Below are 24,106 nucleotides of genomic sequence, written 5' to 3'. Positions count from 1 at the left end.
CCGGTAGGGGGCGGCCTTGTGCGCCCCCATGCTGCCGGGCTTTTAATTGCGCCGAAGCCGGTACCAGGCAGCGCCCAGCAAGCCCCAGACCAGCAGAAGCGCATAGGGCCGCCAATCGGCTTCAAACCCGACCAGTACGAGGGCTGCGGCGCAGATTGCACCGGCTCCGGCAAGCGCGGTCATGCGTTGACGCGACGGGCGGAAACTGGCGCTGGCATGCAGCTCGGGATGGCCGCGGGCAACGCGCAAGGCGCAAAGGCAGATGCTTGCGTATTTGACGAGGTTGGGAATGTTGACCGCCAGGAACAGGAAGGTAAGTTCCATGGGCAGGAGCAGTCCTGCGCATCCAATCGCGAATACCGCGAGCAAGGCGATGTGAGGCACCTGCCAGCGCGGGTGTATGCGGGCCAGGGCGCGTGGCAGCACGCCGGCCTGTGCCATCGCGAAGAGGCTGCGGCTGAACATCGTGAAGATGGCGTTCAGGCTCGTGCCGATTGCGACGATGGCAGCGACGACGATCACCGGGATGGCCAGCGGTCCCATGAAGCGCTTTGCCACGTCCAGGATCGGCGCCTGGCTGGCTGCAAGCGGTTCGGCACCCATGACCGTCAGGGCGACGAAGGCGACTGCAGTGTAGAGCAGCGTTGCCGAACCGATGGCCAGGGCGATGCCCAGGGGAATGTTGCGTCGCCCTTCAGCGACCTCCGAGCCGGCTTCGGTGGCTGCTTCGATCCCGAAGAACAGGCCCATGAGCAGCGGAGCGGCGGCAATCGCACCATGGATGCCATGGGGAAGGAACGGCTCGAGCCGGGCCGGTTCGGCAGCGGCGATGCCGCCCCAGAGCGCGAAAAGCGCAAAGAGAATGACGAGTGCGCCGATCATCAGTGTCTGTGCGCGAGCCGCGATGTGAACGCCGAACAGGTTGGCAAGCAGGGCGAGGACCAGGACTGCGAACATGGTTGGCTTGACCGGCAGTGGGACAAGCATCGAGACATAGCTCACAAGGACGAGGGCCAGCACGACCATTGCCCCCATGTTGGCGATAATGCGCATCCACGCGATGAAGAAGCCGAGGCCTGGATGCAGGTACCGCGAGGGCCAGACGAAGCTTGCACCCGAAACGGGGTCGGCAGAGCCGAGGAATGCGTAACTCACCGCGATCAGGTACATCGGCAGGGCGGCGACCACGACTGCGAGGAGCATCCCGGGTCCGGCAAGCGCGGCGGCAGGGGAAATCGCCGAGAAGATCGATACCCCGACGGCAGTGCCCAGACCCATGGAAACTACGCCCCAAAGGCCGATTCCCTTGCGCAAGGTGTGTTCGGGGGCGCTCACCGGCAGGTATCCGCCCCAATGAAGGCGGCAAGATCGGACTGGAAGCGCACGCGGCTGTGGTCATCGGAATAGAACACGTGCCCGCCCGCATAGCGCTCGTTGCGATAGCGATCTTGCGGAAGGCTGGACTGCGCGAAGAGATAGTCCGCAGCGCCGATCGTCGTGGTGGTGTCGTATATGCCGGTGCCGACGAAGAGACGAAGGCACGCGTTGGTCTGTGCATGTCTTTCCACGACGGACATGAACGGCCAGTCGGCAAAGGGTGAATCGGCGCTACCATAGCTCCAGTCGCCCTCGAAGCGCGCGATCACCTTGTATCGATCCGCGCCCGGAATGTGCAGGGACCCGGAAACATACTGGAGCATGGCATTCTGGTAGGCATCGGAAATCGATGAAGCGGGATCGCCCGGCATGAAGGTCGCCACGCCGTCGGGACGTTTGGCAAGGTATCGTGCGTCGTAACGCCCGGTTACTTCTCCCTCGGCACGAAGCAGTTCGACGCGGAAGCGCTCCTTGGAAATGCGCAGGTCGTGCGCCAGATAGAATGCGCCGGGAATGCCCGTCAGATCTTCAAGGCGCTGGGCCAGACGCGCGCGATCGGTCTGCGGAAGGTCTCGCCCCCGGTACAGGGCAGGCAGGTATTCGTTGCGAGCGAAAAGCGCGGCTTCGGCCGTGATCGTCTCGGCGGTGCAGGGCGCTTTCACCTTGCCGTGATAGCAGGCGATGGCAGCGAGCGTGGGCAGCGAGACGGCATATGTGACGATGTTGTCGGGACGCTGCGAGGTCTCGATCATGTTGAGTGCCTGACCCAGGAGGACGATGCCACGCATGTTCCCGGAGAGGCCAAGCTTGTCCAAGGCATCGAGCATGGCGACGGCGCGGATCGTGCCGTAGCTTTCGCCTAGCAGATAGATCGGGGCATCGCGCCGACCATGACTTTCAAGCCACTGGCGAACCAGGTCGGCCGCCGCCGCCGCGTCGCCTTCGACCGACATGTAAGGGCTGAATGCGGGGCCTTCCGGACGGGTCGAAAAGCCCGTGCCCGGCGGATCGATGAAGACGACGTCTGCCAGGTCGTAGATCGCCGCCGGCCCGGTCACGGAACCGAGCGGTGCATTCGCACCTGCTGCCGGATCTTGCGCGAGATGCGCGAGCGAAGGCCCGAGCAGCCCCATCTGCAGATAGGCGGAGGATGCGCCTGGACCGCCGTTGAAGGCGAAGATGACCGGACGTCGGGCCGCAGCTTTCTTTCGGCTATACGAGAGATACCCAGCCGTGGCGGGGGCTGACCCGGGGCCTGCAGAGACTGGGTAGGTTCCGATCTCTACATCGAGCGTCCTTGCGAAGCCCGCCGGTTTGACCTGCGTATCGAGCAGGATCTCGCCGGACTGAGGTTCTTGCGCCCGAACCGTCAGCGATCCGCAAATCATTGCAATTGTTGCCAGCGCGGCGAACGCAGGCATGATCCGCCGCGCTGGCTCGGTGCGACCCGAGGGATGCAGTGATGCCTTGATCATGTCTTGTGCTTCGTCCGGTTCTGCTCGCGGTGTGTCAGGAGACTGTCCGTAAGCGCCTGAAGCCCATAGTCCAGTCGCGAAGGTTCCATCGCGAAGCCGAGGCGGACATGGCCTGGCGCGCCAAAGTACTCACCGGGCGCGACCAGAACGCCGCAGCGGTCGGAAAGCCAGCGCGAAAAGCCGAGGGTGTCCGCGATACCGACAAGGCGCGGAAACGCGATGCAACCATGTTCGGGCAATGCACCTTCGACCAGCCCGAGCGCGCGCCAGTGATCGTGGTAGGATTCGATGATCGGCCGGGCCTGGGCAAGAACCGAAAACGTGTTCTCGCGAAAGTCGACGGGATCTTCGATAACCAGCGCGGCAATGCAGTGGGCAAGGTTCGATATCGCGAATTCGACTTCGCTCGCCAGGTCACGGATCGGTGCGATGATGGCCGCATCGCCGACTATCCAGCCGCAGCGCAGTGTGCTCAGACCATAGATCTTGGTCACGCTGCTGACGGAGAGAAACCGCCCAGAAATACCCTGTGACGCAGCCGGGGTGAAGTGTGCCCCGGCATAAGGGCCGTAGACTTCGTCGAATACGAATACGACCTTGCGCCTCTCGGCGATGCCGGCAAGCGCGCTGAGAACTTCGGACGCGATCGGTGTACCGGAGGGATTGTGCAGATTGGAGAGCACCACGAGCCGCGTATCGGGCCCGATCGCTGCTTCCAGAGTCCGCGGATCGATGGCGAAGTCGGGGGCGGTGCGCTCGAAGATGTCGACTGGATTGCCGGTCGCCGCAGCGAGGTTTTCGAAAAGATCGAAACACGGATTTTCGACCAGAATGCGATCGCTGGGCCTCAGAAGTGCGCGGTAGATCAATGATAGCGCACCGGTCGCGCCGGTCGTGGTCAGAACCTGGTCTTCGCCGACGCCGTATTCCTGCGCCAGCGCAGCGACAAGGTAGGGGTTTCCGCGCACGAAAGTGCTTGTGTAGCGTGAGGTCACTTTCTTCTCGAAACCTTCGAGAATGACCTCGCGCAGCAGTGCCGTGGGTTCCGGTACCGAGCTTTCGAACAGGCTTACGAGCAGATTGCGCGAGTTGCTGTTGCGGACGATCGATTCCCTGATCCACCGGGCATATGACGTATTGGGTTGGGGGGAAGGGCTTGCCGCCATTGTGCTCGTATCTGCCGGATAGATTGGGAGTGAGTCGATCAAGGCGACGCCGGGCGTTGGGAGGAGAGGGGGCCCGGCGCCGCCAGCCCGTTACATCTTCAGCTTTGCACCCACCCAGAAGCGACGTCCCAGGATGTCGCCATAGGCAATCTGCGGGTAGGAAGGCTGCTTGTCGGTGAAGTTGTCGATGCCGGCGCGGAAGGTCATGCGTCCCGTGTCCCACTGCATCGAGATCGAGTGAGTCAGGTTGTTGTCGAGCCGCGGATTGGGATTGTTCTCGATCGTCGCGTAGTAATCGGCCCTCGTCGAATCCAGATAGTAGGCCTGATAGCTCACCTTGACGGGCCCCTTGGTCCAGTCGAGGTTGAAGCGACCTTCCCAGGTCGGCTTGAGATAGGTGTTGTCGGTGCGCGTGAAGGTCTCGCCGGTTACCGAAGTGGTCAGCAGCGTATTGTGCGTCGCATTCACGCCGAGGTGGATGGTGCCCAGGTCGCCCGGCATGAAGACGTAGTCGAGCGCATAGACTTCGCCGCGGTACTTGACGACGCCTGCGTTGAATGTCGTGGAAGTGCCGGTAACGATGGTGCCGCCGGGGCTGACGCCATCCGAAGCTGCAAGCCTGGTGAAGGCATTGCAGACGGCGGGATCGGGGTCGGTATTGTCGTAGCAGGTGGCCGTGAAGTCCGAGGTGATGAAGGACGATAGGCCGTCCTTCAGATCGATCTCGATGCGGTCGGCGCTGATCGTCAGTCCGGGAATGAATGCCGGTTGGAGGACGATACCGTAAGTGAAGGTGTCCGAGACCTCATTACGCAGGTTCGGATTGCCTCCCGTGGTAATCGTCGCGCGCTCGAAGTTTTCGGCCGGGTCCTGGAAGTTGGCGAGGCGGTCCGCCGCGCTCAAGCCCGCATTGGTGCCGTCGAACTCAACGCCGTAGTTCGGGTTGGCCTCGAACAGGGCGAGGCAGTTGGCGTAGCGCACGGAAGGATTGGGGCCGCTGGTGATGCGGTCCGAATCGCAAGGGTCCGCGCCGACGGAGCCGAGCTGGGTCGATGATGGAGCGAACAACTGAGCCAGTGTCGGTGCCCGGAAATTGCGGCTGCGCGAGACCCGCAGGGTTATGCCGTCGACCGGCTGCCAGCGCATCCCCAGATCCCAGACCTGTTCCTTGCCTGCGATGGAGTTGTCGACCAGTCGGCCCGCGGCGCTGGCCTCGAGCATCTTGACGATGGGAACGTCCATTGCCCTGTCGACCAGCGGGATCAGGAGTTCGGCGGAAATCTCGTCGGTGTTGTAGCCGGCAGACTGGCCGACTTCCATAGTGCCACCGCCGAACAGTCCCTGCTGGTTAGCGGCGAGCGGCGTGTAGCGTGCCTTTTCGTCGCGGTGCTCATAGGCCACGCTGAACTTTGCGGCGCCGGCGGGGAGGAAGAACAGGTCTCCGCCGAATGTCGCAAGCATGTCCACCTGCTCATTGACGTAGTCGAGCCCGGCGCGAACGCTGACGTAGTTCTGCGCCTCGGCGCTGACATTGCCATTGCCGAAAGGATTGATCGGCGCGCACGAGGGGTCGTCGTTGGTGGCATCGGCGTCGGCGTTGATGGCACAGACTATATCGCCGCCGGAGAGCACTGCATTGATGGCGTTGCTGTACTTTGCATTGTCGACTTCCCAGCGGCGCTGCGAACCTTTGACCCGCGCGTAGCTGCCCGAGACCGACCAGTAGAAGTCGCGATCGCCGACCGAAAAATCACCGTCGGCGCCGAGGAGCGCCCGGTATGTGTCGGTCTTGTAGGTCTGGACGTTGTCGGGCGTCAGGTCGTAGAAGTACTTCGACAGGAACAGGGGCGCCCCGAAGGCAAAGCCCGGGCTGGCGGCCGATAGCGTCGCCTTCGCGGAATCGCTGAGATAGGGATTGTTGATCGTGAAGATCACCGGCCCGGCGTATGTGCCGTAGTTCAGGATCGTGCGGCTCTGGCCCTGCGGCAGTTCGGTTCCCTCTGTATGGGCGTAGAGCAACTCGGTACGCAGGGTAATGGCATCGGTCAGGTCGTAATGGGCGATGACGTTGCCGGTGAAGCGTTCCAGCCCCGTGCGCAGGCCGACCAGATTGTTGTAGGCAAAGCCATCGCCGCCGCTGGAGAATGGGATGCCGACCTGGCTGCCTGGATCGAAGGGCACGAGGTCGCCGCTGGAATCGAACTGCAGCGGCGTTCCGTTCAATTGCGTCAAGAAGCTGGTAAACGGCGCGGGCGCATTGAAAACGACACCGTTCGAATTGAATTCCCAGAAGTGCGCGTCGAGCAGCTCTTCGCGCGAGGGTATGCCGTCGTTGGGTCCGGTATCGTCGGGATTGGTGACAGTCAGTCGACCCAGCGCGGAAAGCGGACGCGCGTCGTAACGCAGGAGCGGGGACTTCGCGTAATTCAGGTCGATCGCGATATTGCCGCGGTTCTCGGCGAAATTGGTGCCCGCCGTGCCGCGCAAGCTGTAGGTGTGATAGTCGCCGCGCGACGATATGCCGTTTTGCGCGTCGAGCTCGATTCCTTCAAAGTCCTGCTTGAGGACATAGTTCACGACGCCCGAAATCGCATCCGAGCCATAGACGGCAGCGCCGCCGCCCTGGACTACTTCGACGCGCTCGAGCAGACCGAGCGGGATGATGTTGGCATCGACCTGCGCGTCGCCTTGTCCGGTGGCCGCAGATGTGGTGACCATACGGCGGCCGTTGAGCAAGGTCAGCGTGCGACCGGTGCCCAGACCGAAGAGATTCGGATATTGCTGGCCCGAACCGCTGCCTTCCCCACTGCCGTCGGCCTGTGCAAGCATGGGGCTGTTGGAGGTGAGCTGATTGAGGGCCTGGGAAGCGCTCGTGTAGCCGCGATCGGAGATGACCTGTGCGTCGACGATGTCGAGCGGGGCGCTCTCTTCCGCACGGTCGCGGCGGATGCGCGAACCGGTAACGACGATCTCGCCAGCATCGTCGCTGGCGACGGTTGCCGGAGCGATGTCCTGGGCAAATGCGGGCGCGGCGCCCGCAAGCCATGCGGCTGTCGCGGTGGAGACCAGTAACGCGGTTACCCCGGCGCTATGGTTGCGGACTTGAGACTCCCTGCTGATCATCGAACTACCCCTCATGTTCCGCCTGCAATACGGCTTGTCTGGGAAGCAGAGTAATCGAGATCGTGAGGCAGTATGTTGCGAACTTGCGCTTCAGGTGAGGCGCCTGTGCATTGTGCAATCGGCTATCCGGGCCTTGGAGAAATTTTTATTCCACATTTTGGACATTGCCCGCATTGGAGAGGAACGATTTGAGGTCATTCGCAAATTGCACCTTCTCTGTGGGGTCCTCGTACATCATGTGCCCGCCGCGGTAGCAGTGGGTGTCCACGCGCCTTGCCAGTGGCGGGGCAAATCGGTTGGCCGCCTCGCTGTTGGCCGCGCATCCGTTTAGCGAATCGTAGAGGCCGGTGGCGACGAACACGCGCATGGCAGGTGCCAGTTCCAGCGCGCGCAGGACCCAAGGCTGCGATGGGCTGGGTGGACCTTCGCCTGCCATGGCGCGGGAGAGGGACTCCTTCGTGATCGGGGCCTGGTCGTACTGCCAGTTTCCGCCGACCGGCAGTTCGGGAACTTCGATACCGGCATACTTGCCATCGCGGTATCCCAACCTCTGGCGATAGTAGGCAATCACCGCATGGCTGCCTGACTTTTCTTCTTTGGACACGGTTTTGCGCATGTCGAATATACCCAGGGTCTTGCCCTCGTCGGCGAGCAGGCCCTGGCGAAAGTCGCGTGGTGAAACCCATAGTGTAGCCGTGTCGATCCGGTCCGGCGCAATGCCCATGTAATGGGCAAGCCCGGTCACGACTGCCTGCCGCTGCGAAGCGGTTAGCGATTGCGGGGCGGCGAGGGCGGGGTACCAGACTTCCCGTGCCCACTGTTCGGAACTGGCGAGGGCGGAGGCGGGATCGGCGGACAAGCGCGCATCGAGTTTGCCGAGGGCAAGGGCGGTCGCCGTGCGGTTGGGCAGGGTGAGTGCTCGCATCAGGGCCCGGTCCCGCTCCTCGCCCATGGGAATGCCGCCGGAGATCAGCGCGATGCCGGCAACCGGTTGCCCGACCTGCACAAGCGCCTCGGCAACGGCGGAAGCCCGCCAGGTGCCGAAACTCTCGCCAACGAGATAGAGTGGCGAGCCGGTACGACCCTGGGATGCGAGGAAGCGACGGATGAATTGTGCGGTCGCGGCGATGTCACCGGTCGTCGAATAGAGCGTCCTGGCTGCTTCGTCGGAACTGGCGCGGCTGAAACCGGTTCCGGCGGGATCGAGAAATACAAGATCGGCCGCGGGCAAGGGGCTGTCGGCATTGTCGATCATCCTGCCATTTTCCAAGGTTCTGGGACCAAGGGCGTCGAACTGCAGAAGCCGCGAATCCGCTCCGGGACCACCGTTCCAGACGAAGGCGATCGGGCGCTGTCCTGCCTTGTCATGCGGGAGCAGATAGGCCGTGTAGAACAGGTCTGCCAGCGCCCCATCCTGTCTGTCGGTGATGCGGATCGTTCCGGCGCAGGCCGTATATCCTAGCGGGCCGTCTGCGAGCGCGAGGGTGCTTTCGGTTTGCGTTGCATCGCCCGGGCATGACGGCGTCACCTGTCCAGCGTCACTTCGCAGTGGCGCGAGGTGTTGACACGCTGCAAGGCCCCCCAAGGCCAGGGACATGGTCAGGATGCGAGATGATTTGACGGGCATGGCTGATCCCTTGCAGCAGATTGTCTCGCCAGACTAGCGCCAGTGGGACGGCAATTTTATGCGCGAATGGACCTTAAGGTACACACGTCACTCTGGTTTTCGGTTATCCAATACAGTGGTGGGGGCTAAAATGCGCAATTCTTATGCGCAAATCTTTCCGTAGGATGTGGAAATGATCGAGCGCCCTGATTCGCAGCAATCCAAACTGTCCCGCAGGAACGTCCTGCGCGGCTCGGCAATGCTGCCGCTTGGTCCTTTGCTGGCGGGTGAAGCCTTGTCGGCTGCAAGCGTTTCGCCCCTGGCATCGGCAACCGCTTCGCTGGCGCGCTCCGGAGAGTTTGCGCCGATGGAGAAGATCTACCTCGATTCCGGCACGATGCATCCGGTGCCGTTGCCCGCGAAGGCGTTGCTCGATACCTACCTCACCGCGCGTACCGAGACGCGATCATGGCCGACCGAAGAAGTGGAAGGCCGGGTCAAGACCGCCTTCGCGCGATTGATCAATGCAGCGCCGGAGGATCTCGCTTTCGTTCAGAGTACGACGGCGGGCGAGCAACTTGTCGTCGAAGCCCTGGATCTGCCCGCGGCAGGCGGCAGCGTGGTGACCGACACGCTTCACTTCTTCGGCTCTTTCTGGCTGTATGAGCAGCTTGCCGCGCAAGGGGTCGATGTGCGCTGGATCAGGCCTGTGGACGGCCGGATCGATCCTGATGCCTACGAAAGGGCAATCGGGCCCGGTACCCGCCTCGTCAGTCTTTCGCTCGTGTCGACCTACAACGGCTTCGAACACGACCTGGCCCGCATCTGTGAAATCGCTCATGCCCATGGCGCCATGGTCTATGCCGATATCATCCATGCCGCGGGCACGGTGCCCATCGACGTGCGGGAGAGCGGCGTCGATTTCGCGGCCAGTGCCAGCTACAAGTGGCTCATGGGCGATTTCGGGCTTGGCTTTCTCTATGTTCGCCCCGACCGCCTGAAGGACCTCAAGCGTCCGCGCTTCGGTTATTACCAGCTCGAGCGTTTCAGGTCGCACGTCTACCCATACGACAGCGCGGGCGACAATGTCGCAGACATGGCTCCGCGCGCCGACGCCGAAGGCATGTTCGCGATGGGAACCCGCTCGCACGGCGTCATGGCCCAGCTCGACTGGTCGTTGGCGCGGCTGCTCGAACTGGGCACGGACCGGATCATGGCACATCGACAGCCGATGCTGCAGCGGCTTCACGAGACCCTGCCACGCAAGGGCTATCGCGTCGCAACGCCTCCGGAATGCCGCAGCCCCTTGTTCACCTGTGTCCTGCCGGATGCCTACAAGCGCCTGTCCGAGCCGCTCGAGCAGGCGGGCTTGCACATCACGTTGAGCCGCAATCGCTTTCGCGTCTGTCCTTCCTGGTTCAATTCCATGGACGACATCGAACGCCTCATCGACGCCTTGCCCATTCAGAAACCGGAATAACCAGCCCTATGCATTTCAGGACCCTGCGAGCGAGCGTGCTTGCGCTGAGCCTTGCCATGATCTCCTCGGCATCCGTCAGTGCGCAGGACGAGAGCCTGCCGATGCCGCCCGTCTTCCTCAAGGCCATGGAAGCAATGGTGGAGCGCGACGCGCCGAGCGCACGTATCGTGACGACGCACCACCAGGGCGAATTCGGTGGCCGTTCGGTACGCTACGATGCGATCGTCACGGAAAGCCCGGTTGCCAACGACAAGGGCGAGAAGGCTGCTGTCCTGGTTACTTATGCCTATGTTGCGCACAATGTCGGGCAAAAGGCCGAACGTCCCGTGCTGTTCATCTTCAACGGCGGCCCGGGAGCCTCGTCCTCTCCGCTGCACCTTTCGGCCTTCGGGCCCATGCGTATCGTCGAGAAGGAAGGCGCCAAGCCTCGCCTAGCGAACAACCCCTTCAGCCTGCTCGATGTCGCCGACCTCGTCTTCATCGATCCGCCCGGCACCGGAACCAGCATGCCGATCAAGGGCGTCGATGCGACGAGCCTGCTTTCCGTCGATGGCGATGCTCGGGCCGTAGCCGATGTGGTGCAGCGTTGGCGCGTGGCCAACGGGCGCACCGGTTCTCCTTTCGCACTCGTGGGCGAGAGCTACGGGACCGCGCGGGCCCTCGCCATGCTCAATGCCCAGAGCCAAGCCGACCTGCCCTTGCCTGATGGCGTGGCGCTCCTGTCCCTCTCGATCGGAGACAGTAACGGGCCGATCGTCTCGGACGTCACTCTGCTGCCGACCCTGGCCGCGGTTGCCTGGTATCATGGCGCCGTCGACCGCCAGGGGCGCTCGATCCAAGAACAGTTCGCGCGGGTCCGGGCCTTTGCGGAAGGCGACTATGCCAAGGCCCTGATAGCGGGCGCATCGCTTGACCCTGCGGAACGTGCGCGCGTCGCGCAGCGCATGTCGAGCTTTATCGGCCTGCCCGCATCGAAGTTCGAACGGGACGGACTGCAACTCGACAGGCAGGAGTTCATGCTCGGACTGCTGGCCGACAAGGGTTTGCGCACAGGCCAGCTCGACGGTCGGGCCAAGCGGGCCATCGCCGAGTCCAACATGCATCCCCCTTTCGACGATCCGTCGATGACATTGGGCGCAGAGACCGGCAGCCTCATTTCCGAGTATATCGAAGATCGGCTCGGCTATGCGCTGCCGAGCCCGTATCGCACGCTCAACCTCGGCATCAACTTCAAGTGGAATTGGGGGAGGGGCGAAGTCTACAGGACCGTGCGCTTCGCGCCCTATCTGGCCAAGGCGATGGAGGCCAAGCCCAGCCTCAAGCTGATGACAGTTGGAGGATACTACGACATTACTACGCCAATCGCGGCAGGCCTGTTTGCGCTCGATCATGCCGGGATCGGTCCGGGCAGGCGTACCTCGAAGGCCTATGCCGCAGGGCATTCGGTATTCGAGGACGAGAGTGAACTGGCGCGCCTTGCCGCTGACATGCGAATATGGGCCCAAACGCTCGGAAGATCCTGATAGGCAGGTTTCCTGGCTAGCCTGACCGTGCAGTCTGGGCGATGCCTCGCGCCGATAGGGGTTGCCATTGCAAAGCCTGCTGAAGATCCCATCTTGATTGTGTAAGAACAGTCAGGAGGCGAAGTAGTCATGCTTATCGCCGTTGATGGTCCTATCGGATCGGGAAAGGGTTCGATCGCCAGGGGGCTCGCCTGGCATTTCCAGGTACCTTACCTCAAGACCGGTTTGCATTACCGAGCCGTTGCGCGGCAGGTCATCCTGAATGGGGGCCGCGTCGATGACGAGGACGACGCGCTGGCGGCCTGCGATTTCCCCATGGGTCTGCTGGGTGAACCGCACTTGCGCTCGGAACTGGTGGCGGACCTTGCCAGTCGCGTGGCGGTTTTCCCCTCTGTTCGGCAGGCGCTGTTCCAACGCCAGTGGGTCTTTGCCCACAGGAAGGGTGGCGCCGTTCTTGAAGGCCGCGATATCGCCACAGTCATCGCACCCGATGCCGATGCGAAGATCTTCGTCACCGCCAACCCCGACATACGCCTGCGCCACCGCTTCAATGAACTGCTTGAAATGGAATACCCAATCGAGCTCAAGGAACTGGCTACCGAAGTCACGGCTCGGGATTTTCGGGATGAGAGCCGCGCCCAGGCGCCCTTGCGAATGTGCCGCGATGCCATACTGATCGACACCTCGGGCCTTGCGCCGCGCGAAGCGATCTCGACTGCAATCGGCCTCATCCGTAACGGTCGCCGCCCGCAGCTGCATTGAGTATCTTGTGGCAGGCCAGCTCGAGACGGAATTGAGCGAAGACCTTTTGCCTTGCGCGGAACGGGAGCGGGCTGTGCTTCAGCTGAGTTCTGCGCGGACCCCGCCAAGCGGAATTGGCGCTCCTTCCGCCTCCAGTTCGTTCAGTGTCGCAAGGGCCATGGCGCGATAGGCAGGCAGGACCTGCGGGCATTGATCGGCAAGGGCCGTCATGTGCCGCCCGATCGTTTCGCGGTCGCCCCTCAGCACCGGACCGGAAAGCGCATCGAACCCGCGAGCAAGGCTGTTCTCCAGCGCCGCACGGGCCAACGGGGCCAACATGGCGTTGGGTTCCTCGACTCCCGCGGCGGACAGTATCCGGGAGGAACCGGACAGCAGGGTCACGAGGTGATTGGCTGCATGGCACAAGCCTGCGTGATAGAGCGCGCGTCGGTCCTCGGTGATTTCGGCCGTCACACCGCCCAGACCGGCGACGATCTGCCTTGCCGTTTCCCAGGCGCTGTCGCTCGATCCGGTGATTGCGAAATAGGCGCCTGACATTCGCGTTACTTCCTCGAGCGGATTTCCGGTGAAGGTCATGGCCGGGTGAATAGCTGCGGTGAGCGCACCCTTCTCGCGCAGGGAGTCGAGTACGGCTGCACCGCTGCGTCCGCTGACATGGAAGACGAAAGGCGTGTGTTCGGCAGGGATGAGCGATGCCATCTGCTTGACCACGGGGGCGACAGCATCGTCGGAAACGGCTATGGCGATGATGTCGCATGCCTCGATGAGATCGCTCATGTTCTCGCTGGCACTCGCCTTTCGTCCGACCCGCGAAATGGCCTCCTCGCGCCCGGCGGCCGAGCGGCCCCAGATCAGCGGCGGTGATGAGGTGGCTTTGCCGAGGCCGAGTGCCAACGCCTGGGCGACGCGTCCCGTCCCGATAACGCCTATCCGGCTATTTGCAGAAATGCCCGTCATGTCTCGGCTGTACCAGCCTCGAGGCCGTGAATGCGAGAGGAGATTGCGGTGCTAGAAGTCCCAGCCGAGGGCCAGATGGGCAAGGCGCGGCGTTCCCTTGCGGCCGGCTCCCAGTGCAGCCACTTCGATGGAGGGTCCCTCGCTGTCTGGCTTGTAGGCCCATTGGAGGTTGGGCAGGTCGCTAGCGGGCAGGGGCTGCGAAGCGCGCGTGATGGCAAAGGCGGCTTCGGTATTGCGGTAACGGGCGATCGTGTTCGGCGAAGCCGGGGAACTGTAAGCCTGCAGGTTGAACATCGTATCAGGCAGGTCGGCTCTCACCCCGTATGGGCGGGGCTTGCCGGTTCTGGCGGTGCCACGGCAGGAAGGGGCGGTGCAGCAGCCGGCTTGCGCGTCTTGAGCCGCCCTCCGCTCAGTATCCCGGCGAGGCCCGGCGCATACCGTTGCAGGAACCGTCCGATGGCGATGGTGCAGGCGAGAACCATGAGCGGCTGCAGCAGCAGGTAAACCGGATATGCTGGCGCCCCTAGCTTTCCGAAGACCTGACCAAGCAGCGGGCCGGCCAGCCACATGAAAATCAGGTGTCCGCAGAAAATGAGGAAAGCGAAAGGCTCGATCTTCAAAAGCAGTGTGCGGGCGGGCGACTTCGCAAGGGCCCATGCCAGACGCCAGAAGAACAGCGACGCCGTGACGCGCATCGCAAGGTCGAAGCTGGCGATCAAGATGCCAGTACGGGGCATGTCGGGCGCCGCTGCCAACCAGAGCTGAACCGGCAGGAGGACTGCGAAGGGGGCAATGGCCAGGCCGAGTGGCCACGCCGCCGCGCGTTCGGCGAGGCCGGCGCGTCTTGCGACAATCCCGAGGCCGAAAAATACAAGAATGGCCGGGCGCAGGATTACGGGCGCGCCCAATCCGAACACCTGGCCTGCTGCAGCCAGCGCGATGACCAGTCCAAGCGACCGCCCGTTCATGCGCACTAGCAGCGGCGCCATGGCCATGCACACGAACAGGTCGCGCAGGAACGGCATCTGCACATTGACGTCGGGATTTCGGGTGAGGATGAAGATTTCCTCGACAACCCAGCCCACCGAAGGCGGCGTCGGCGCGGGAAGGGTGAACAGCCAGGCCGTTCCGCAGACCAGAACAAGCGCAATCAGGTTCCATGCGATCATCGGCACAAGGATCGTGCGCGCCTTGCGTTCGATATGCGCCGTCCAGCTTCGCGTTCTGGACGAGCCAGCAACCAGCCAACCCGAAATCAGCCCGAGCAGGGGCACTGCACTGCGTCCGAAGGTTTCCATCAGGAACCAGCGCAGGTTTTCCTGCGCGGTTCCGCGAGCCAGCTCGAGATCATGACCGCCCAGCCCGGTCCAGGCATGAACGTAGATCACGCCGAGGATGCAGATGACCCGGGCAATGGAAATTGCATCGTGGCTAAGGACAGCGTGCGAGCCGTACCTGTCGACAGGGCGAGTATCATGCATTCGTGCGTACAATTCATCCAATCCCGGCTTTCCACTTGTCGCAAGAAAGCCAGTTGGCCGCGAATTGCTACTGAAATCTGGTGCGACGACCGGGAAATAGGGTGAGGTGCCCGTGCTTTTCAACTTGAGCTTCGACTTGCATATCCATGAAAATAGCAGGTGACGACTGGTGTTCAGTACTTCACGTTTCGCGTGAAGCCACCGTCGACCGTGAGGTTCACACCGGTAATCCAGGAAGCGCGAGCAGAGGCGAGGAACAGGACGGCATCGGCGATTTCGTCGGGGCGGCCGAATCGTCCGGCCGGATGTTTCGTGCGGTTCGCCTCGTAATATTCGGGCATTTCCTTTTCGAGGAAACCCCAGCTGCCATCTGGGATGTAGACCGGTCCGGGGCAGACGCAGTTACAGCGAATGCCGTCTTTCATGTAGTCGATCGAAAGCTGGTGCGTGTAGTTGATCAGCGCCGCTTTCATCGCGCCATAACTCAAGCCGGATTCCCCGAAAGCGTGGTTCTCTATAGCCGTGATCGTCGACATCTGCACGAAGGCGCCGCCGCCGGCGGCTTGCATGTGCGGCAGCGCCGTATCGAACATTGCAACGGCCGACATCAGGTCTACGTTGTAATTGATATCCCAACCCTTTCGGCTGCGCGGTATGCCGCCCAGCGCGCTGGCGTTCGAGACGACGATGTCGATCCCGCCCATGTCCGCGGCGGCCTTTTCCACCCACTGGGTGACCTGGTCGTAGTAACCGCAGTCCACCACTGATCCATAGACCTCGCCGCGCGAGGACAAGGCGGCCGCGGCATCTTCCACGCCGTCACCGTGGAGCGGGTTGGCAAACACGCTTTCATCGCTGGGATTATTCTCCACCGAACGCGCACGCCGTCCGCAGAATGAGACTATCGCGCCCTCGTCGAGGAACTGCTCGACAATCTTGCGCCCGATGCCGCGGGTGGCCGCGCTGACGATTACCTTCTTGCCCTTGAGCTCGAGGTCCATTCTTCTCTCCCGATTTGCTGTTATCGCGCCGGCTCAGATCGGCTCGACGTTGTCGTTTTCGTGTATTTCCATGATTTCGAAAATGTTGCCGAAGTAGTCGCGCCCGTAAGTGGCTGCGTATCCGACCTTCTTCCCGTTCTCGTCGAGCGAGATCGTTGAGAGATCCGGCGGCGTGTGAAAGGTCAGCCCCGCCTCGACCATTTTTTCGTAGACCGCCTGGATGTCGTCCACCTGCAACCCGATGTGGGTGTAGCCGTTTACGTTGACGGGGCGGTTCGCATCGACTGGCGGTGACTTGGGGTGGAGATATTCGAAGACTTCAATGTTGATGTTTTTCAGGCGTGCCATGAACGACTTTGCCGAGGAGCGGTCCAGTCCGACGATGGCGTCGATCCATGCATTGCCCGGTTCCCACTCGGCCGTGGAGATCTCTTTCGCGCCCAGCAGGTCGATGTAGAATTTGCGGGCAAGGTCTATGTCGGGGACCGAAAGTGAGACGTGATGGACGGCTTGGAGATGCTCTTTCATTTCCGGCCCTCCAGGTACTTGTCGAGCGTATCGTGAAGATGGCGAATGCGCGATTCCTGATAGATCGACAGGGTCTCGGCGCCCTTGCCGCTGGCGTACATGCCTTCGCGCTGCCAGCGCATGATGTCGGTATCCTGATCGAGAACGCTCGCCAGAAATGCGTCCATGGTCTCGACGACAGTGAAGCTCTCTTCCTCGCCGATGACCTCGACTTCGGCGACTTCATAGTTTCCGTCGCGCGGTTTGGGATGCAGGACATACTGGTCAAAGGTGGAGCGGTCGCGGTCGTAGCCGTCCGGTCTGAACTGCTGGACCAGGCACAGGCCCGGTGCCGGATAGATGAGAATGTTCGGGAAGACGTGATACTTCAGCGAGTCGATCATCTCCGGCACGGAATGGTGCGAGTAGTCGAGGCCGTACTTGTCCAGCATCTGCTCGCGAAGTTGCTGCGCCATGACCCAGCGGGCGGTCTTGCCTTCGGGCACTTGCGCGCGATCACCCACCATCTTGCCGTCGCCGACCAGCATGGTATCGAGCAGTTCCTGCTGGCTCATCTGCTGCTTGGAGGTAGGGCTGGGGGATGCCATCGCGCACAAATCGCGGCTTACGTGGTCGGAGAAGATGTCGTGCTGCATGTTGTGGTCGCCCACCACGTTCGTCATCTCCGGGTGAACGTAAGGGGTGTGGTAGGCCTCCATGAAGGCCTCCATTGACAACTTCCAGTTGCCTGGCAGGTGCTTGCGCACATGGGTTGCCACATACCAGCCGGTGAGATCCCAGTTCCTGAAGTGCTCCGGCAGGACCTCGAGGTAGTCGACCAGTGCCGTGGCTTCGGGATCGAAGTTGATGAAGACCATCCCGTTCCAGCTCGCAACCTGGACCTCGACGAGACCTGCTCGCTCGCGCTCGACCTGGGGAAATTCGAATTCGCAGGGAATGGCTTTCAGTGAGCCGTCGAGGTTCCACTGCCAGTTGTGAAACGGGCAGGTGATATTGGCAGACCAGCCGCAGGAGCCGGACGCCTTGAGCTTGGTCCCGCGGTGGAGACAGGAATTGTAATAGGCCTTCAACCCATTATCACTGCGAACGATGAGGACTGACATGCGACCGATGTCGTAGACGAAATAATCGCCGACTTCCGCGACATGCTCTTCGCGGCAGGCGAATTGCCAGACGCGCTTCCACATGCGCTCCATCTCGAGGTCGAAGAAGTCGGGATCGGTGTAACGCGCGAATGGTATGTCGCGCAGGTTCTGCTTCGGATTCGACTGTTTTGCGAGAACCTCGGGCAATTCTCCGTCACGCTTTGCTACGTCGGCCCAAGTATTGCCCGGATAGCGATCGCGCATGATCTTCTGGATATCGTTCATGAGCCTTGTCCTCTCCCAAGAGTAAAGCTACAAAAATGAATATGAACTCATGTTCTGTTTGAGCGGAGAATGAGGGTAGGGGCGGCTTGGGTCAACAAGGCAAAAGGATAGGGCGGGGCCGGAAAGCCAGTACGGTCGAGTTGATCTGCTCACTCTACCGTCAGAACTGCGCCCCGAGCTCGATCCAGCGCGCGTGCCTTCTTGAATGGAATTTCGGGCGAAGCGGGAATTTTGCCTGCGCTGCAGCGGCAGCAAGTCAGGAAGCGAGGTACGCGGGGCGCCGTTATTACTCTATGCCCAGATACCGCAGCGACATCTTGAACGCCTCTTCAGCAAAGGCCGTATCGGTTACTTTCAGACCCTCGCCCAGTTCGCCACCTGCCGGCAAGACCGACCAGACCACGGCGCCTCGGATGATCGAATGGAGGTAAAGTACCTGTCTGCGCAATTGCGCGGCATCGCGCTCGGGCATTTTCTCGACGAGACGGTCGGCAATCAGGCTCGCGACGATTTCGTTGGCGCTGCTCTGGTCCTTGTGCACGTTCGGGTCTTCCAGCCGTCTGCGCTCGATCAGGCGCAGCAGTCCGGAATCGACGGTGAAGGCACTGAAGACGATGTCGAGGTGCAATCCGATCAGCTCTCGTGGGCTTGCGGCAAGCGCTTCGGCAGAGGTGCAAAGTTCGCTGATCTCACGCATCCGGCAAGTTCGGTATCCCGATACTATCGCGGTCAGCAAGGCCTCCTTGTCGGCGAAATGCTGGTAGACGGTTCCGACCGGGACGCGCGCATGCTTGGCAATATCGGATACGCGCGTGGCATCGAATCCGGAGTCCGAGAACAGTGTCACGGCCGAGGTCACGATGCGGCTGAGCGAATCCCGGCTGCGCTGCTGCTGGGGCTTGGTGAAAATCTCGCTGCTTTCCATCCAGCGGACGGGGTCCTGCTCAAAGGCAATGAAGCCAAACGGGGGGTCGGATACGCGGTGCAAGGTCACGCAAGGGACCTAGCCGGGCAAAGCCGCCTTGACCAGCGTCGAGGGAAAAGGCGGCGACCTGACACATTCGCGAAGTGCAAGCGGTTTGCGGGTCAGGGATAAGGTCATTCGGGAGAGAGACATGCAGACAATACAAGTCACCGATTTCGAATTGATCGCGCAGGGCTTCGAATTCGTCGAAGGCCCCCGGGTGTCGCCGGAGGGGGACATCTGGTTTGCAGACCTGACCGGCAAAGGCGTCTATCGCAGGCGAAGGGGTTCTGACGTCGAAGAGATGCTGCCGGGCAGGCAGTGGGTTGGCGGGATACTGTTCGACGAATCCGGCCTCGTTTTGTGCAGCGGGCGGGGCGGTATCGTGGCCCTCGAGGCGGAGACTGGCCGAACGCGTTCGCTTGTCTCCAGTATCGAGGGGCAGCCCGTCATCGCCGTCAACGACATGGAGGGTGACGGCAGGGGCGGCTTCTATGCCGGAACCATAGATTTCGTCTCTGCCCTGGAAAAAGGGGAGGCACCCTCGCCGGGCCAGTTCTTTCACATGGCGGCGAGCGGCGAGATCACGGTTCTGCGACGCGACGTCTACGCTTCCAACGGGATTGCCGCTAGTCCATGCGGGAAGTGGCTCTACCATTCAGAAACCATGCGCGGAATCTGGCGCTATCCCCTCGCGGCTGACGGCGTGCCGGGCGATGGCGAACTGTTCATCGAAATCGAGGACAGCGACGGTCTTGTCGTCGATGCCGAAGGCAATCTCTGGGTAGCTTGCTGGAGCACGGGACGATTGCTGCATTATTCGCCCGAGCGTATCTGCCTCAAGGCGCTGAGATTCCCCTATCCTCACATCGTCAGCATCGATTTTGGCGCAAGCGATCCGTCGCGCCTCGTCATTTCGACCGGGGGCAATGCGAATGTTCCCCAGGCAGGGGCCGTTCTGGAATTGAAAGTCGATGTGCCGGGGCTTCCAGGTCCCCTGACCCGGCTCAAGGGTCTGGAGGCTGGGCTGTGATCGAAGTCGAAAAGCGCGAAGATGGCATTGCCATCGTCAGTCTGGATCGCCCGCAGGCAGCCAATGCGCTGACCTTGCCAATGGTCGCGCGCCTGCGTTCCTCCCTTGCGCAATTGAATGACGATCGAGATGTACGCGTCGTCATCCTTGCGGCGCGGGGCAAGGCGTTCTGCGCGGGCCTCGATCTCAAGGAAGTGCTGCTGGGCGATGACGCGCCCCAGGGGCCGATCGAGAACATGGACCTTCAGGAGAAGTTCGCAGATCTGATGAGGGATGTCGCTGGTGCCCGTTTCCCGGTGGTCGCGGCGATCAACGGCGCGGCGGTGGGGGCCGGTATGGGGCTTGCTCTGGCGGCGGACGTGCGGGTCGCCGGTCCGGGTGCGAGGTTTCTTGTCGGCGCAGTGAAGGTGGCGCTCAGTGCCGGGGAATGCGGCATCAGTTACCACCTGCCGCGCCTGATCGGAGGAGGGCGCGCCTACGAACTGATGCTGACCGGCCGTGCGGTGGATGCCGCCGAAGCCCATGCCATAGGTCTGGTGACAAGGCTGGCGGGCGAAGTGGAGTTGATGGAAGCTGCTCTGCATGTCGCGGGTCAGATTGCGGCAAACAGTCCCTATGCCATCAAGCACACCAAGCAGGTCATGCGTGCCAACATCGATGCGCCCGGCCTTGATGCGGCACTGGAACTGGAGAACCACGTCCAGTGCCTTGCTCTCGGGACCGAGGACTTCAGGGAAGCTTGCCAGGCCTTCGCCGAGAAACGCGAGCCCAGGTTCAGAGGGCGCTAGGGCGCGTAGGTCAGCCGACGGTTTCGAACACGCCGGACTGGTAATGACCTGTCTGGCGAGAGGTTGCAGGATTGCGCAGACGCGCGCCCCTGCTAAGGCGTGTCGCCATGCCAAGGCGTAAGGATATCTGGACTTGCGGGATCGCAATGCAGCCGGTGCAGGCGGTACTGGAATCCGGCATCGATCCTGCGAAAGTGCGCTGGCTCGATGCCGAGCCTGCCTTCACTTTCCTTGCCGATCCTTTCGGTTATCGCTCCGGCGACAATTTGCACATTTTCGCCGAGCAGTACGATTATCGCACCCGGCATGGGGTTATCGAAAGGCTCACCCTTGATGGGCGCTTCGAACTCGTCGAACGCAAGCTCGTTCTGCGTGAGTCGTGGCATTTGTCCTATCCTTTCGTGTTCGACGGGGAAGGAGCGACCTGGATGCTGCCGGAAGCGCACCGCTCGGGCCGCCTGACGCTCTACCGTGCCCACGGCGAACTCGAGGATTGGCGCGCGGAATGCGAAATCGCGCTGGATTGTGTCCCGGTCGACGCCTCGATCCTGCACTATCAGGATCGCTGGTGGCTGTTTTATTCGTCAGCAGCTGGCAAGGCCAACAAGCTTGGCTCGCTCCATGTCGCTTGGGCTGAAAGACTTTGCGGGCCCTGGACGCCGCATCCCGGCAACCCCGTCAGATGGGACAGGGCCTCCTCAAGGCCCGGCGGAACTCCGGTGCTGCTTGGCGAGGGGATCATGCTGCCGGTGCAGGATTGCCTTCGCACATATGGCGCGGCGATCCGTCCCTTGTGGATCGACCGGCTCGATGAGAGTGGCTTTCAGGCCGAGGCAGGCGCAGCGCTGGGGGTGCCCGCCGGTTCGCCTCACCCATGCGAGGGTATGCACACGCTGACAGCGTCTGGTGACGTTACCCTTTTCGACGTGAAGACGATCGATCGCTCACTTGCCGGGCTGGCGCTCGACTTGCGCCGCCTTATGGGTGGATACGCTGCCAGATAGTGCGTCCCCTGGCCTCAAAGCGTTCCTTGGAAAAGCGGTCGAACATGTCCGCGCGGGCCGTCTTGCCCATCGCTGCAAGAGCGCCGGGATCGGACAGGGCTTCGTGAAGGGCTGAGGCAAGCGCGTCGACATCGCCGGGCGGGGCCAGCCAGCCATTGCGCGCAGGAGCGATGGAGAATGGCAGCTCTCCCACACTCGATGCGATAGTCGGCAGAGCTGCCGTCAGCGCTTCGTGCGCAGCAATGCAGAAGCCCTCCGAACGCGAAGGCTGCAGGTAGAGGTGCAGGCCGGCGAGGAAACCGCGCGGATCGCTGGTGTAGCCAGCAAGCGTGAAGTTGGTCACTCCGGCTTGCGATGCCCGGGCCATGAGGGCCGCGGTCTGCTCGCCGTCACCGGCGATGGCGATTTCCACCGGCACAGGTGGTTTGAAGCCCTGCACGCGCAGGCGCGCCAAGGCATCGATCAGCACGTCATAGCCCTTCACCGGGTGGAGTCTGCCAAGGCTCCCCAGGCGTAGCGGTTCTCCCGGAGACCATGCCCTGGCCTCGGGCATGGCGGGATCGGCGAAGTAGATCGGCCAGGTTTCGAGGCGTCCGATTGGAACTGTCAGGCGCTCTGCGGTGAGTTCTGCAACCGACTGCGAGTCCGCCACCCATAGCCGGGCGCGGCCCTGCAACTGTCGCATGAGCCGCCGGTTCCATGGCTTGAGAAACGCGGCATGCTGCCATGAAACCACCGGCAGGCCAAGCATGGGGCCGACAATCAGCCCGAGGATCGTCGCGCGGCTGAGTGAAGTCCACAGGTGGGTCGCTCCCCAGCCGCGCACTTCCTTCATGAGCCATCGGGCGGCGGCGAAGTGGTCGGTTTCACCACCATCGCGCACCGATGGTTCTAGGCCGGCGGTGACCATGGGCGGCAGGGCGCGGCCGTCGCGACGGGTGAGGGCGAAGACGCGAACGTCGGCACCTGCGTCGCGCAGGACTTGTGTTACCGCGGGAACCGGAAGAGCCGCGCCGCCGCCCTCGACGGAGTTGATGACATAGGCGATGCGCGGACGCGTCATAGCTTCCTGCTGCTGTGCCAGACGAAGAAGACCAGCAGGCTGCTGGCCAGCAGTGCCTGCCCCACGGCCTGGATTCCTGCTCCCATCAGCCCGTAGCGGTGCAGCAGCCAGGGCAGCACAGGAAGGAACACGAGGCTGGAAAAAAGATTGGCGCTCATCGATCGGGCCGGGTGCCCCAGCGCGGAGATTGCCGAAGTGCAGGGCGGCCCGACGAGGGCGATCCCGCGTGCGGCAACCAGAACGACCATCAAGGTAGACGCCGCGGCAAAGGCCGGGCCCGCCAGCAGTCCGACGATGGCGGCAGGGAAGGCCGCGACGATCACCACGACCGGGAGCGCGGCGAGGAGGCTGATCCCGACCACTTTGGCGAGGGTCTGGCGTAGCGGCTTGCCGCCGCCGCCGCCTGCTACGATGTGAGCCAGCTCGGCGTAAGAAGTGTTGCCCAGGATCTGGGCGGGCTGTGCAATGATGACAGTGGCGCGCTGGGCGACAGCGAAGAGGCCTGCAGAGGCGGGCCCCATGATCCAGCCGACGATCAGCGGCGCGATCCGGCCGGCCAGTTCGCTGAGTGTGACATCGGCATTGCTGGCGATCAGGAAGCGCCAGATCCCCGGGTTTTCCAGCGCGACGTCGCCGGCCTGCGGGTTCCACAGGCTCGCCCCCAGGCGGCGCGCGGCGAACCAGAAACCCATCGCCCACAGGACCGCGAATTCGGCAAGGGCGGCCAGCAGCCAGACGACCAGGAACGACTTGATGCCCCATCCGAAGGCAATCACGATCAGGGCCCCGCCGAGGCGCACGATGGGCTGGACGAGGTTATGGAGCCCGATCAGGTCGAACCGCCCGATCAACTGGAGATAGCCTGAAGGGGTCGAACGGACCGAACCGAGCACTGCGAAGGAATAGACCTGTGCGAAAGCCATGGCCTTGGGCGGCCAGCCCAGATGCGGGCCGACGAACTGCGCCAGTGCCATGGCAGAAACGATCGCAAGGGCACCGCCCGCAAGTTCCACCCCGGCGCCGAAGCGCAGCAGACGGCCGAGCCGGTGGTTGTCGCCTTCGCGATCGGCCTCTGCACCGTAGCGCACGATGGCCTGCCAAGAGGGGAATTCCACGATGCCGCAAACCGTGGTGACATAGGCATGAACGAGCACCAGCACCCCGTACTCGGTCGGTCCGAGGAAGCGCGTTGCCAGAACGAGGTAGATGAGGCTGATCAGGCCCGCCCCGGCCTTGCCCCCCACGACGAGTCCAAGCCCCTTGAAAATACGTTGGATTCGGCCGACGTGCGGCTCGACTTCGGTAGGCAAGCAGGAATCCCGGAATTGGTCAGTTTCGCCCTGTGAGGCGGGGCCCATTTGCAACAAATGCGCGCCCATGACCAGAGACTTGATGCGCTTGCCGC

The 24,106-nt window shown here is 62.5% G+C and carries 20 protein-coding genes; 6 read left to right on the top strand and 14 right to left on the bottom strand.

Annotation, left to right across the window (positions count from 1 at the left end; translation table 11 throughout):
• Positions 1-42 precede the first annotated feature (42 nt).
• From J3474_RS11120 to J3474_RS11100, 5 genes are all read right to left on the bottom strand, one after another.
• Positions 43-1,335 (bottom strand): APC family permease, encoded by a 1,293-nt coding sequence (locus J3474_RS11120; protein ID WP_207094225.1) that lies wholly within the window; start codon positions 1,333-1,335, stop codon positions 43-45.
• Positions 1,332-2,852: a septum formation initiator gene (locus J3474_RS11115; RefSeq protein WP_242528353.1), complete on the bottom strand. Its 1,521-nt coding sequence runs from the start codon at positions 2,850-2,852 to the stop codon at positions 1,332-1,334. The genes J3474_RS11120 and J3474_RS11115 overlap by 4 nt, the downstream gene beginning before the upstream one ends.
• Positions 2,849-4,018 carry a pyridoxal phosphate-dependent aminotransferase gene (locus J3474_RS11110; RefSeq protein WP_207094224.1) on the bottom strand — a complete coding sequence of 390 codons (1,170 nt, stop codon included), beginning with the start codon at positions 4,016-4,018 and terminating at the stop codon, positions 2,849-2,851. Before J3474_RS11110 ends, J3474_RS11115 begins: the two co-directional genes overlap by 4 nt.
• 90 nt (positions 4,019-4,108) lie before the next feature.
• Positions 4,109-7,141, bottom strand: a complete 3,033-nt coding sequence (locus tag J3474_RS11105; RefSeq protein WP_207094223.1) for a TonB-dependent receptor domain-containing protein — start codon at positions 7,139-7,141, stop codon at positions 4,109-4,111.
• A gap of 145 nt (positions 7,142-7,286) precedes the next feature.
• The gene (locus tag J3474_RS11100; protein ID WP_242528352.1) at positions 7,287-8,669 is read right to left on the bottom strand and encodes a peptidase S10; all 1,383 of its coding nucleotides are present in this window, start codon (positions 8,667-8,669) and stop codon (positions 7,287-7,289) included.
• A 271-nt stretch (positions 8,670-8,940) separates the two neighbouring features.
• Here J3474_RS11100 and J3474_RS11095 point away from each other — a divergent pair, with 271 nt between their 5' ends.
• The 3 genes from J3474_RS11095 (at position 8,941) to J3474_RS11085 (ending at position 12,512) form a co-directional block, all read left to right on the top strand.
• Positions 8,941-10,227, top strand: coding sequence for an aminotransferase class V-fold PLP-dependent enzyme (locus J3474_RS11095; protein ID WP_242528351.1), 1,287 nt, complete (start codon positions 8,941-8,943; stop codon positions 10,225-10,227).
• A gap of 8 nt (positions 10,228-10,235) precedes the next feature.
• Positions 10,236-11,750 carry a peptidase S10 gene (locus J3474_RS11090; RefSeq protein ID WP_242528350.1) on the top strand — a complete coding sequence of 505 codons (1,515 nt, stop codon included), beginning with the start codon at positions 10,236-10,238 and terminating at the stop codon, positions 11,748-11,750.
• A gap of 129 nt (positions 11,751-11,879) precedes the next feature.
• On the top strand, positions 11,880-12,512 hold the full coding sequence (locus J3474_RS11085) for a d(CMP) kinase (protein WP_207094222.1): 633 nt from the start codon (positions 11,880-11,882) through the stop codon (positions 12,510-12,512).
• A gap of 78 nt (positions 12,513-12,590) precedes the next feature.
• Here the strand turns inward: J3474_RS11085 and J3474_RS11080 are convergent, their stop codons facing one another.
• From J3474_RS11080 to J3474_RS11050, 7 genes are all read right to left on the bottom strand, one after another.
• Positions 12,591-13,469, bottom strand: coding sequence for a Rossmann-like and DUF2520 domain-containing protein (locus J3474_RS11080; protein WP_207094221.1), 879 nt, complete (start codon positions 13,467-13,469; stop codon positions 12,591-12,593).
• A gap of 51 nt (positions 13,470-13,520) precedes the next feature.
• Positions 13,521-13,787 (bottom strand): hypothetical protein, encoded by a 267-nt coding sequence (locus tag J3474_RS11075; protein WP_207094220.1) that lies wholly within the window; start codon positions 13,785-13,787, stop codon positions 13,521-13,523.
• The gene (locus J3474_RS11070) at positions 13,784-14,950 is read right to left on the bottom strand and encodes an acyltransferase (protein WP_207094219.1); all 1,167 of its coding nucleotides are present in this window, start codon (positions 14,948-14,950) and stop codon (positions 13,784-13,786) included. The genes J3474_RS11075 and J3474_RS11070 overlap by 4 nt, the downstream gene beginning before the upstream one ends.
• Before the next feature lie 173 nt (positions 14,951-15,123).
• Entirely contained in the window at positions 15,124-15,951 is an 828-nt protein-coding gene (locus J3474_RS11065; protein ID WP_207094218.1) for an SDR family NAD(P)-dependent oxidoreductase, read from the bottom strand.
• A 33-nt stretch (positions 15,952-15,984) separates the two neighbouring features.
• Positions 15,985-16,479 carry a VOC family protein gene (locus tag J3474_RS11060; RefSeq protein ID WP_207094217.1) on the bottom strand — a complete coding sequence of 165 codons (495 nt, stop codon included), beginning with the start codon at positions 16,477-16,479 and terminating at the stop codon, positions 15,985-15,987.
• Positions 16,476-17,849, bottom strand: a complete 1,374-nt coding sequence (locus tag J3474_RS11055; protein ID WP_242528349.1) for an aromatic ring-hydroxylating dioxygenase subunit alpha — start codon at positions 17,847-17,849, stop codon at positions 16,476-16,478. The genes J3474_RS11060 and J3474_RS11055 overlap by 4 nt, the downstream gene beginning before the upstream one ends.
• 286 nt (positions 17,850-18,135) lie before the next feature.
• Positions 18,136-18,774, bottom strand: coding sequence for a TetR/AcrR family transcriptional regulator (locus J3474_RS11050; protein ID WP_207094216.1), 639 nt, complete (start codon positions 18,772-18,774; stop codon positions 18,136-18,138).
• 190 nt (positions 18,775-18,964) lie between these two features.
• On the opposite strand from J3474_RS11050, the gene J3474_RS11045 reads away from it, so the two are divergent.
• The 3 genes from J3474_RS11045 to J3474_RS11035 all read left to right on the top strand — a co-directional run bounded on the left by J3474_RS11045 (position 18,965) and on the right by J3474_RS11035 (position 21,638).
• Positions 18,965-19,846 carry an SMP-30/gluconolactonase/LRE family protein gene (locus J3474_RS11045; protein WP_207094215.1) on the top strand — a complete coding sequence of 294 codons (882 nt, stop codon included), beginning with the start codon at positions 18,965-18,967 and terminating at the stop codon, positions 19,844-19,846.
• Positions 19,843-20,634 carry an enoyl-CoA hydratase/isomerase family protein gene (locus tag J3474_RS11040; RefSeq protein WP_207094214.1) on the top strand — a complete coding sequence of 264 codons (792 nt, stop codon included), beginning with the start codon at positions 19,843-19,845 and terminating at the stop codon, positions 20,632-20,634. The genes J3474_RS11045 and J3474_RS11040 overlap by 4 nt, the downstream gene beginning before the upstream one ends.
• 107 nt (positions 20,635-20,741) lie before the next feature.
• Positions 20,742-21,638, top strand: coding sequence for a formyl transferase (locus J3474_RS11035; RefSeq protein WP_207094213.1), 897 nt, complete (start codon positions 20,742-20,744; stop codon positions 21,636-21,638).
• On the opposite strand, the gene J3474_RS11030 is transcribed toward J3474_RS11035, so the two are convergent.
• The gene (locus tag J3474_RS11030) at positions 21,613-22,701 is read right to left on the bottom strand and encodes a glycosyltransferase family 4 protein (RefSeq protein WP_207094212.1); all 1,089 of its coding nucleotides are present in this window, start codon (positions 22,699-22,701) and stop codon (positions 21,613-21,615) included. The two genes, J3474_RS11035 and J3474_RS11030, sit on opposite strands and share 26 nt — an antisense overlap.
• The gene (locus J3474_RS11025; protein ID WP_242528368.1) at positions 22,698-24,059 is read right to left on the bottom strand and encodes a lipopolysaccharide biosynthesis protein; all 1,362 of its coding nucleotides are present in this window, start codon (positions 24,057-24,059) and stop codon (positions 22,698-22,700) included. The genes J3474_RS11030 and J3474_RS11025 overlap by 4 nt, the downstream gene beginning before the upstream one ends.
• Positions 24,060-24,106 lie beyond the last annotated feature (47 nt).

This window comes from Novosphingobium sp. PY1 (genome assembly GCF_017312445.1).
Taxonomy (GTDB): domain Bacteria; phylum Pseudomonadota; class Alphaproteobacteria; order Sphingomonadales; family Sphingomonadaceae; genus Novosphingobium.
Note: the sequence above shows the minus strand (reverse complement) of the source record. Positions and strands in the feature narration are given on the sequence as shown.

Bases quoted from the DNA above. Each gene is read 5' to 3' on its own strand.
- J3474_RS11115 (WP_242528353.1), bottom strand. From the start codon at position 2,852: ATGATCAAGGCATCACTGCATCCCTCGGGTCGCACCGAGCCAGCGCGG.
- J3474_RS11110 (WP_207094224.1), bottom strand. From the start codon at position 4,018: ATGGCGGCAAGCCCTTCCCCCCAACCCAATACGTCATATGCCCGGTGG.
- J3474_RS11105 (WP_207094223.1), bottom strand. From the start codon at position 7,141: ATGATCAGCAGGGAGTCTCAAGTCCGCAACCATAGCGCCGGGGTAACC.
- J3474_RS11095 (WP_242528351.1), top strand. From the start codon at position 8,941: ATGATCGAGCGCCCTGATTCGCAGCAATCCAAACTGTCCCGCAGGAAC.
- J3474_RS11090 (WP_242528350.1), top strand. From the start codon at position 10,236: ATGCATTTCAGGACCCTGCGAGCGAGCGTGCTTGCGCTGAGCCTTGCC.
- J3474_RS11085 (WP_207094222.1), top strand. From the start codon at position 11,880: ATGCTTATCGCCGTTGATGGTCCTATCGGATCGGGAAAGGGTTCGATC.
- J3474_RS11080 (WP_207094221.1), bottom strand. From the start codon at position 13,469: ATGACGGGCATTTCTGCAAATAGCCGGATAGGCGTTATCGGGACGGGA.
- J3474_RS11070 (WP_207094219.1), bottom strand. From the start codon at position 14,950: ATGCATGATACTCGCCCTGTCGACAGGTACGGCTCGCACGCTGTCCTT.
- J3474_RS11065 (WP_207094218.1), bottom strand. From the start codon at position 15,951: ATGGACCTCGAGCTCAAGGGCAAGAAGGTAATCGTCAGCGCGGCCACC.
- J3474_RS11060 (WP_207094217.1), bottom strand. From the start codon at position 16,479: ATGAAAGAGCATCTCCAAGCCGTCCATCACGTCTCACTTTCGGTCCCC.
- J3474_RS11055 (WP_242528349.1), bottom strand. From the start codon at position 17,849: ATGAACGATATCCAGAAGATCATGCGCGATCGCTATCCGGGCAATACT.
- J3474_RS11050 (WP_207094216.1), bottom strand. From the start codon at position 18,774: ATGGAAAGCAGCGAGATTTTCACCAAGCCCCAGCAGCAGCGCAGCCGG.
- J3474_RS11045 (WP_207094215.1), top strand. From the start codon at position 18,965: ATGCAGACAATACAAGTCACCGATTTCGAATTGATCGCGCAGGGCTTC.
- J3474_RS11035 (WP_207094213.1), top strand. From the start codon at position 20,742: ATGCCAAGGCGTAAGGATATCTGGACTTGCGGGATCGCAATGCAGCCG.
- J3474_RS11030 (WP_207094212.1), bottom strand. From the start codon at position 22,701: ATGACGCGTCCGCGCATCGCCTATGTCATCAACTCCGTCGAGGGCGGC.
- J3474_RS11025 (WP_242528368.1), bottom strand. From the start codon at position 24,059: ATGGGCCCCGCCTCACAGGGCGAAACTGACCAATTCCGGGATTCCTGC.